Genomic DNA, 6,811 nt, shown 5'->3' on the forward strand with positions numbered 1-6,811 from the left:
GCGTCTGAGTGTCGGTGGCGGGGGCAGAGAGAGCGGGGTCGGCGACACCACCCCCCCCCCGCCGCGCCCGGAGCGCGGTCGTGCGGGGCCGGGCGGCAGGCGCCGCCCCACGAGATCGACTACAAGCGGCCGTTGGTGCACCGCCCGGAGCCGGTGACCATCGAGACCTGGGTGACCAAGATCGGTGTCGCCTCGCTGACCGTGGCGTACGAGATCAAGGACACCACCGAGGACGGCGGCGACATCGTGTACGTCCGCGCCTCCACCGTGGTCGTGCCCTACGACCTGGCCGAGCAGCGCCCGCGCCGGATCTCCGCGGTGGAGCGGCAGTTCCTGTCCCGCTTCGTGGACGAGTCCGTCCCGGCGCAGCAGGGCGAGCTGAAGGCCGAAGCGGCCGTCGCCGTCGCCTGAGCGCAGAACCCGAGCGCAGAACCTGAGCGCAGAAACCTCCTACCGATACCGATGAGAGCCGAACCGCGTTGACCACCACCGACCGCCTCGCGCTGACCGACGCCGGCGAGGCCGCCGACCTGTCCGCCTTCCTGCTGCGCCTGCTGCGCTTCGACAAGGCGGCGGCGGTGCGGTTGCAGGCGGTGGCCCCGGCCGGGGGCGAGGGCGTGCTGGCGGTCTTCGGGCGGCTGCCGCTGGGCGGTTCGGGCGCGCTGGCGATCCGCACCGCGCGGCTGACCGGCCTCGGCGAGCCGGTCGACCGGACCGTCTCGGCGGGCCAACTGCTGGACGCCGTCGACGCGGGGACGGGCGCGGTCGCGCTGCCCGCGCCGGTGACCGGCCCGGCCTGGGCCGGGCTGCTGCCGCCGCGCACCGGCTGGCGGCCGGTCGGGGAGCCGGCGGTGGCCCGGGTGTACCCGGAACTGATGGCCGGCGTGCGGGAGTTCCGCGAGCGCAGCGAGGCCGTCCCGGAGCACCACCGCAGCCGCGCGGTGCTGGACGAACTGGCCGACGAGATCTGGTCCCGCCCGGTGGCGGCGCTGCCGGAGCTGCCGCTGCGGGCGGTCCACGCGGCGTACGTGATCGGCTTCCTGAAGCCGGACGCCCCGCTGACCGTGCACCGGGCCGGCGGCTGGCTGCGGCTGAGCGCCCCGGCCGGGTCGGTGGCGGTCCGCACGGCGGCCGCGCCGGGTGCGGGGCTGGGGCTCAGCCCGCTCAGGTAGGTCCGCTCGGGCAGGGCTGCAGGGGCAGGGCCGCTCGGGCAGGTCCGCGCAGGTAAGTCCGCTCGGGCAGGGCCGCAGGGGCCGATCAGCCCTCGGCGTTGATCAGCCCTCGGTGTTGATCATCGAGGCGGCGGCGTAGGTGAGGTAGTCCCACAGCTGCTGCTCGTCCTCGGCGGGGAGGGCGAGTTCGTCGACGCCCGCGCGCATGTGCGTGAGCCAGGCGTCGTGGGCCGCGCGGTCGACCTTGAACGGCACGTGCCGCATGCGCAGCCGCGGGTGGCCGCGGTGCTCGCTGTAGGTGCGCGGGCCGCCCCAGTACTGCATGAGGAAGAGGACCAGGCGCTCCTCGGCCGGGCCGAGGTCCGCCTCGGGGTACATCGGGCGCAGCAACTCGTCCTCGGCGACGCCCTGGTAGAACCGGTGGACCAACCGCCGGAAGGTCGGCTCGCCGCCGACCTTGTCGAAGAAGCTCTCCTCGCTGAGCGTGCCACGCCGGATCTCATTCACCCGACCATGGTCGCAGACGCCGACGGGGCCGTACACCGGGACCAAAGGCGTACGACCCCGCGGGGTTGGGCCAGTGCCGTGGCACTGCCGGGGAGCGACGGTCAGACGTCGTCCCACTTGAACAGCTTCGCCGAGATGAGCGTCAGCACGACGGCGAAGCCCAGCAGGATGCCCATGGCGGGAAGTGCGTCCATGACGCCGCCGCCGCGGCTGAGCACGGACCCGGCGGCGTCGACCAGGTGCCGCAGCGGCAGCACCTCGGAGATGGTCTTCAGCCAGCCCGGGGCGTCGTCCATCTTGAAGAAGGAGCCGGAGAGGAACGACATCGGCAGCACGATGATCTGCGAGATGCCGTTGGCCGCCTCCTCGGTCTTGGCGATCGAGCCGGCCAGCAGGCCGATCGACATGAAGGCGATGGTCGCGCAGACCACCAGCGGGATGATCAGCCACCAGTCGCCGCTGAGCTTGAGCCCGAAGTACGGCGTGGTGGCGACGACCAGGAAGATCGCCGTCTGGGCGAGGGCGGTGACCACCGACACCACGACCCGGGAGGCGATGACCGAGAAGGCGCTGACCGGGGCGAGCCGCAGCCGGCGGAGCACCTTCTGCTTGCGCCAGCCGACCAGGGTCAGCGAGGCGCCGAACACGGCGCCGGTGGCGACGGCCCAGCCGAGCAGGCCGGGGGTGAGGAACTGGATCGGCTTGAGCGACTGGTCCTCGACCTGGGTCGCGTCCAGCGAGAACGCCGGCGGCTTGCCGGTGGCCTGCTGGTAGGCGGCCTGGTTGGCCTGCTGGACGATCGCGTTGAGGATGCCCTGGACGGAGCCGGCGCGGACCTGGTCGGCCGCGCTGAAGTGCAGCTCGATCCTGCCGTCCGGGCCCTGCTCGATCAGCGCGTCGAGGTCGCCCTTGCGCACCTTGGTGAGCGCGGCCGCCTCGTCGTCGGTCCTGGTGATCTCCAGGACCTTGTCGAGCTCCGCGCGGCCCTCGCCCTGCACCGAGTCCAGCACCTGCACGGCGCCGACCTGGGCGACCTTGGCGTGCGGGCTGGTGGCGCCCTTGAGCAGGGTGCCGAACAGCAGCAGGAACATCAGCGGGAACAGCATGACGAAGAAGACGGCGCTGCGGTCGCGCTTGAACGACAGCAGCATCGAGCGCGACAGGCTCCAGAAGGCGCTGACCCGCTCGTTGTCCGCGGCGGCGTCGGCCGCACCGCCGCGCTGGGCGGGCACCTTCGGCTCGGTGGACTGGGTGGCGGTCATGCCCGGTACTCCCGTCCGGTCAGCTGGAGGAAGACGTCCTCCAGGGTGGCGCCGCGCACTTCGAGGCCGCGCAGGGCGTTGTGCTCGGCGAGGACGGCCAGGATCGGGGCCGGGAGGCGGGTGGAGAGGGACAGCGTGGTGCCGTCGTCCTCCAGGGAGGCGATGTCGGCGCCGGCCGCGGTGAGCAGGTCGCGCGCCCGGTCGAGGGCGAGCTGGCCGGACTCGACGCTGATCCGGACGGTGTCGTCGATCTCGCGGATCAGTGCCGCGGGGGCGCCGGTGTGCAGGATCTTGCCGTGGTCCATGATCGAGACCCGGTCGCAGAGGATCTCGGCCTCGTCCAGGTAGTGGGTGGTCAGGACGACGGTGCGGCCCTCGCGGTTGATGTCCCGCAGGAGGTCCCAGAGGTTGCGCCGGGCCTGCGGGTCGAGGCCGGTGGTGGGCTCGTCGAGGAAGACGAGCTCCGGGTCGTGGGCGAGCGCGCAGGCGATGGACAGGCGCTGGGCCTGGCCGCCGGACATCTGCTCGGTCATCACCCCGGCCTTGTCGGCGAGGCCGACGCGCTCCAGCATCGCGTCGGCCCGCTTGGGGCCGACCCCGTAGAACGACGCGAAGGTGCGGATGGTCTCCCGGGCGGTGAGCTTGCGGAAGAAGGCGGAGGCCTGGAACTGCACGCCGATGCGCGGCAGCAGCTGCGGGTTGCGCGGCCAGGGGGCCATCCCCAGCAGCTCGATCCGGCCCTCGTCGGGCTTGCGGATCCCTTCCAGGATCTCCAGCGTGGTGGTCTTCCCGGCGCCGTTGGGCCCCAGGATTCCGTAGAATTCGCCGGCTTCGACCGTGAGTGACACCCCGTCGACAGCCTGCACGTCCCCGTACCGCTGACGGATGCCGTCAGCGGATATAGCTGCAGTCATGAGCCCAGAGCGTAGGGCTTTCGTCTGAAAATATGCACATCGGCGACCAGAGATTTGTGCATTGTTTGAGGAACCGGGAAAACGCAGGGCCGGGCGGATTTTCCGATCCGCCCGGCCCTGTTGACCGTTGGTCAGGCGCGGTGCACGGTGATGGTCGTCCAGGCGCCGATGTGGATCCGGTCACCGTCGTTCAGCGGCACGGCGACGTGCGGCGCGATCGGCTCGGAGCCGCCGTTCACCGTCGTGCCGTTGGTCGAGTCCTGGTCGACCAGCACCCAGCTGCCGTCCGCCTGCTCGGCGAGCAGCGCGTGCTGGTGCGAGGCGCCCGGGTCCTCCGGCGGCACCGACAGGTCGATCTCCGGGACGGTGCCGCGGTGCTGGCTGCGCCGGCCGATCCGCAGCTGGCCGCGGCCGGTCAGCGGGACGCGCCGCTCGGGGCAGTACGGCGGGAAGAACAGGCCGGCCGCCTCGGGGCCGCTGCGGGCCATCATCTCGGTGAAGTACTCGCGGTCGGCCGCGACGACGGCGATCCAGTTGGTCCGCACCGGCTGCGGCGGGACGGCGGCGTGCTGCTGCGGATCCGGCTGCGCCGGCATCGGCGGGGCCAGGTTGAACGACGTGCCGAAGTCGCGGTTGCCCGGGTCGGCGTAGACCGGGCCGGAGTCCTCGCGCACCGGGGCCTCCGGGAAGGCGGCCTCGGGGTAGCCGTTCTCGGGCGGAGGGTAGCCGTAGGTGTGCGGCTGCACGGGCGGCTGCGGCTGCGACGGCATCGGCTGCGACGGCATGGGCTGGGCCGGAGCGTGCGGCTGAGCCGGCGCGTGCGGCTGAGCCGGCGCGTGCTGGTGGACGGGCGGCTGCACCGGGGCCGGTGCCGGGCCGCCGTACGCCGCCGGGATGTTCAGCGGCGCGGGCGCCTGCGCGGGCGGGGGCACCGGGGCGTGCCCGGCCGGGGCCTGCCGGCGCGAGGGGGTGGACAGGTCGTAGTCGTACCCGCACTCCTCGCAGAACCGGCCGGTCTGCGGGCTGCGGCAGATCGGGCAGACCGTCAGGCCCTCGGTCAGGCCCTGCGGCGCCGGGGCGGGCGGGGGCGGCGGCACCGCGCCCGGCGGCATCGGCGGCATCGGCGCCCCGTACGGTGCACCCCCGTGCTCCGGGTGCCCGGCGGGTGCGCCGGGCACGGGTGCGGCTCCGTACGCCCCCGGGTGGGCTCCGGGCGGGGCCGGGGGCGGCGGAGTCATCGGAAAGCCGCAGAAGTCGCACCAGTCCTCGGCCTGCGACTCATGGCCCCTCGGGCAGATCGGCATCAGGTCCCCCTCAGTTCGTGCCGGCTTGGGGCGGCGGTCGCGCCGGGCGGCGGCCCGGTCACGTCTTCAGCGGTAGCGGTCACTTCTTCACACGTACGGTCTTCGTCGACCGGGTCTCGAGGGTCATCGAGTCGGCCTCGCTCACGTTCTTACGGAACCGAACCGTACCCTCCTTGGCGTCGACGACGTCCACCACCTTCTGGAGCAGCTTGTAGGTGCCCTCGTTGCCGGTCGCGTGGGCGATCCGGACGGCGGCGCCGAGCTTGGCGGTCGCGGTGTCGACGTCCCCGGCGCGGTGCGCCTCCAGGCCCTCCTGGATGGAGGAGGCGAGCTCGGCCTGGCCGGTGTAGTGGGCGACCTGCGGGCTGATCCGGGTGGAGGAGGCGAGGTCGTCCGTCCAGACGGCCTTGACCAGGCCCTGGGAGAGCACCTCGGGGGTGCCGCCGGCGGCCTGCGGGGGCAGCACGAGGCTGACCCGGGCGGCGAGCATCTCGTTGCCGACCGAGGCGGCCGGGACCTCGACGCACACGTGGTAGTCGCGGCTCTCGTCGCCCCAGGAGCCGGTCGGGTAGTCGCCGGCCCGCGGCCCGGCCTCGGCGCGCCGGGCGGTGAGGTCCTCGACGCTCGGGGCGACCTGCTTGACGAACTTGACCGAGGCGTTGGCCGGGGTCCAGATCCGCAGCGCGACGTCGGCGACCTGCTTGCCCATGGCGCCGGCCATCATCGAGCGGAAGTCGTCGGCGAGGCCGCCCGGTTCGGCGACGATGTCGACGGTGCCGAGCAGCGCGGAGGAGATCGTGCGCAGCTCGTCGATCCGCCAGTCGGTGCCGACGCCGCGGCAGTCGGCGGTGAAGTGGCCGGTGACGCGCTCGATGTTGCGGGCGAGGTCCTGCGCCGACTCGTGCTCGTTGTTGCCGTCGGTGAGCAGGATGGCGTGCCGGATGGAGATGTCGCGGCGGGTCAGGAAGAGCTTGTCGGCCTTGGCGAGCCAGGTGCCCATGGCGGTCCCGCCGGCCGCGGTGAGGCGGCGCAGGGACTCCTTGGCGTGTTCGCGGGTGGTGGCGGAGGCGGTGGCGAGGGTGCCGTCGCCGGGGTAGATGTCGCGGGCCTCGTGGGTGCCGGCGACGACCGCGAAGGCGGTGCCGTCGCGCAGGGCGTCGATGGCGGCGGCGGTGGCCTCGCGGGCGCCGTTGATCTTGCTCTTGGGGTAGTCCATCGAGCCGGAGCAGTCGACCAGGATGACCACGGCGGCGGTGCCGGCGGCCCCCTGCGTCCCGGCGTCGGCGACGCCGAGCGGGCGGCCGCCGGTGGTGCCGCCGCCGGTCGCGGTGACGGTGACGATGGCGTTGACCTCGCGGGCACCGTCGGCGAGGAACTCGTTCTGGAAGATGTCCACGTCGAACCTGGGCAGGTTCGGCTTAGCCAGTGTTGCCATGGGCCGGTGGCTCCCGTCGGGATGAAGGGTTGATGCGGGATCGGTCGGTGCACCCGCCCGGCGCTCGGGCCGGGCGGGGCGGGCGGGACGGACCGTCGGGACGTCAGGCGGTCGGCGGGTGCGGCGGCTGCGGCGGGACGGGCGGCACCCCGGGGGCCCCCGGCGGGCCGGCCGGCGGCGCGGGCGGTGCCGGCGCAGTCTCTTATACACATAACCC

The 6,811-nt window shown here is 73.3% G+C and carries 6 protein-coding genes and 1 pseudogene; 2 read left to right on the forward strand and 5 right to left on the reverse strand.

Features of this window, described 5'->3' with window-relative positions; genetic code table 11:
- Positions 1–108: 108 nt before the first annotated feature.
- Both ACFV4G_RS05385 and ACFV4G_RS05390 read left to right on the forward strand, forming a co-directional pair.
- A pseudogene (locus tag ACFV4G_RS05385) lies at positions 109–411 on the forward strand (acyl-CoA thioesterase); the annotation flags it as partial.
- 68 nt (positions 412–479) lie between these two features.
- Complete coding sequence (locus ACFV4G_RS05390) at positions 480–1,172, forward strand: hypothetical protein (RefSeq protein ID WP_380436694.1); 693 nt, start codon at positions 480–482, stop codon at positions 1,170–1,172.
- A 102-nt stretch (positions 1,173–1,274) separates the two neighbouring features.
- On the opposite strand, the gene ACFV4G_RS05395 is transcribed toward ACFV4G_RS05390, so the two are convergent.
- The 5 genes from ACFV4G_RS05395 to ACFV4G_RS05415 all read right to left on the reverse strand — a co-directional run bounded on the left by ACFV4G_RS05395 (position 1,275) and on the right by ACFV4G_RS05415 (position 6,594).
- The gene (locus tag ACFV4G_RS05395) at positions 1,275–1,679 is read right to left on the reverse strand and encodes a globin (RefSeq protein WP_380436696.1); all 405 of its coding nucleotides are present in this window, start codon (positions 1,677–1,679) and stop codon (positions 1,275–1,277) included.
- Positions 1,680–1,780: 101 nt separating this feature from the next.
- Positions 1,781–2,941: an ABC transporter permease gene (locus ACFV4G_RS05400; RefSeq protein ID WP_380436698.1), complete on the reverse strand. Its 1,161-nt coding sequence runs from the start codon at positions 2,939–2,941 to the stop codon at positions 1,781–1,783.
- On the reverse strand, positions 2,938–3,855 hold the full coding sequence (locus ACFV4G_RS05405; protein WP_380436700.1) for an ABC transporter ATP-binding protein: 918 nt from the start codon (positions 3,853–3,855) through the stop codon (positions 2,938–2,940). The genes ACFV4G_RS05400 and ACFV4G_RS05405 overlap by 4 nt, the downstream gene beginning before the upstream one ends.
- A 131-nt stretch (positions 3,856–3,986) precedes the next feature.
- Positions 3,987–5,033: an FHA domain-containing protein gene (locus ACFV4G_RS05410; protein ID WP_380436701.1), complete on the reverse strand. Its 1,047-nt coding sequence runs from the start codon at positions 5,031–5,033 to the stop codon at positions 3,987–3,989.
- A 205-nt stretch (positions 5,034–5,238) separates the two neighbouring features.
- The gene (locus tag ACFV4G_RS05415; protein ID WP_380436703.1) at positions 5,239–6,594 is read right to left on the reverse strand and encodes a VWA domain-containing protein; all 1,356 of its coding nucleotides are present in this window, start codon (positions 6,592–6,594) and stop codon (positions 5,239–5,241) included.
- Positions 6,595–6,811: the final 217 nt, after the last annotated feature.

The sequence above is a fragment of the Kitasatospora sp. NPDC059747 genome (genome assembly GCF_042732955.1).
Classification (GTDB): domain Bacteria; phylum Actinomycetota; class Actinomycetes; order Streptomycetales; family Streptomycetaceae; genus Kitasatospora.

Bases quoted from the DNA above. Each gene is read 5' to 3' on its own strand.
- ACFV4G_RS05400 (WP_380436698.1), bottom strand. From the start codon at position 2,941: ATGACCGCCACCCAGTCCACCGAGCCGAAGGTGCCCGCCCAGCGCGGC.
- ACFV4G_RS05405 (WP_380436700.1), bottom strand. From the start codon at position 3,855: ATGACTGCAGCTATATCCGCTGACGGCATCCGTCAGCGGTACGGGGAC.
- ACFV4G_RS05415 (WP_380436703.1), bottom strand. From the start codon at position 6,594: ATGGCAACACTGGCTAAGCCGAACCTGCCCAGGTTCGACGTGGACATC.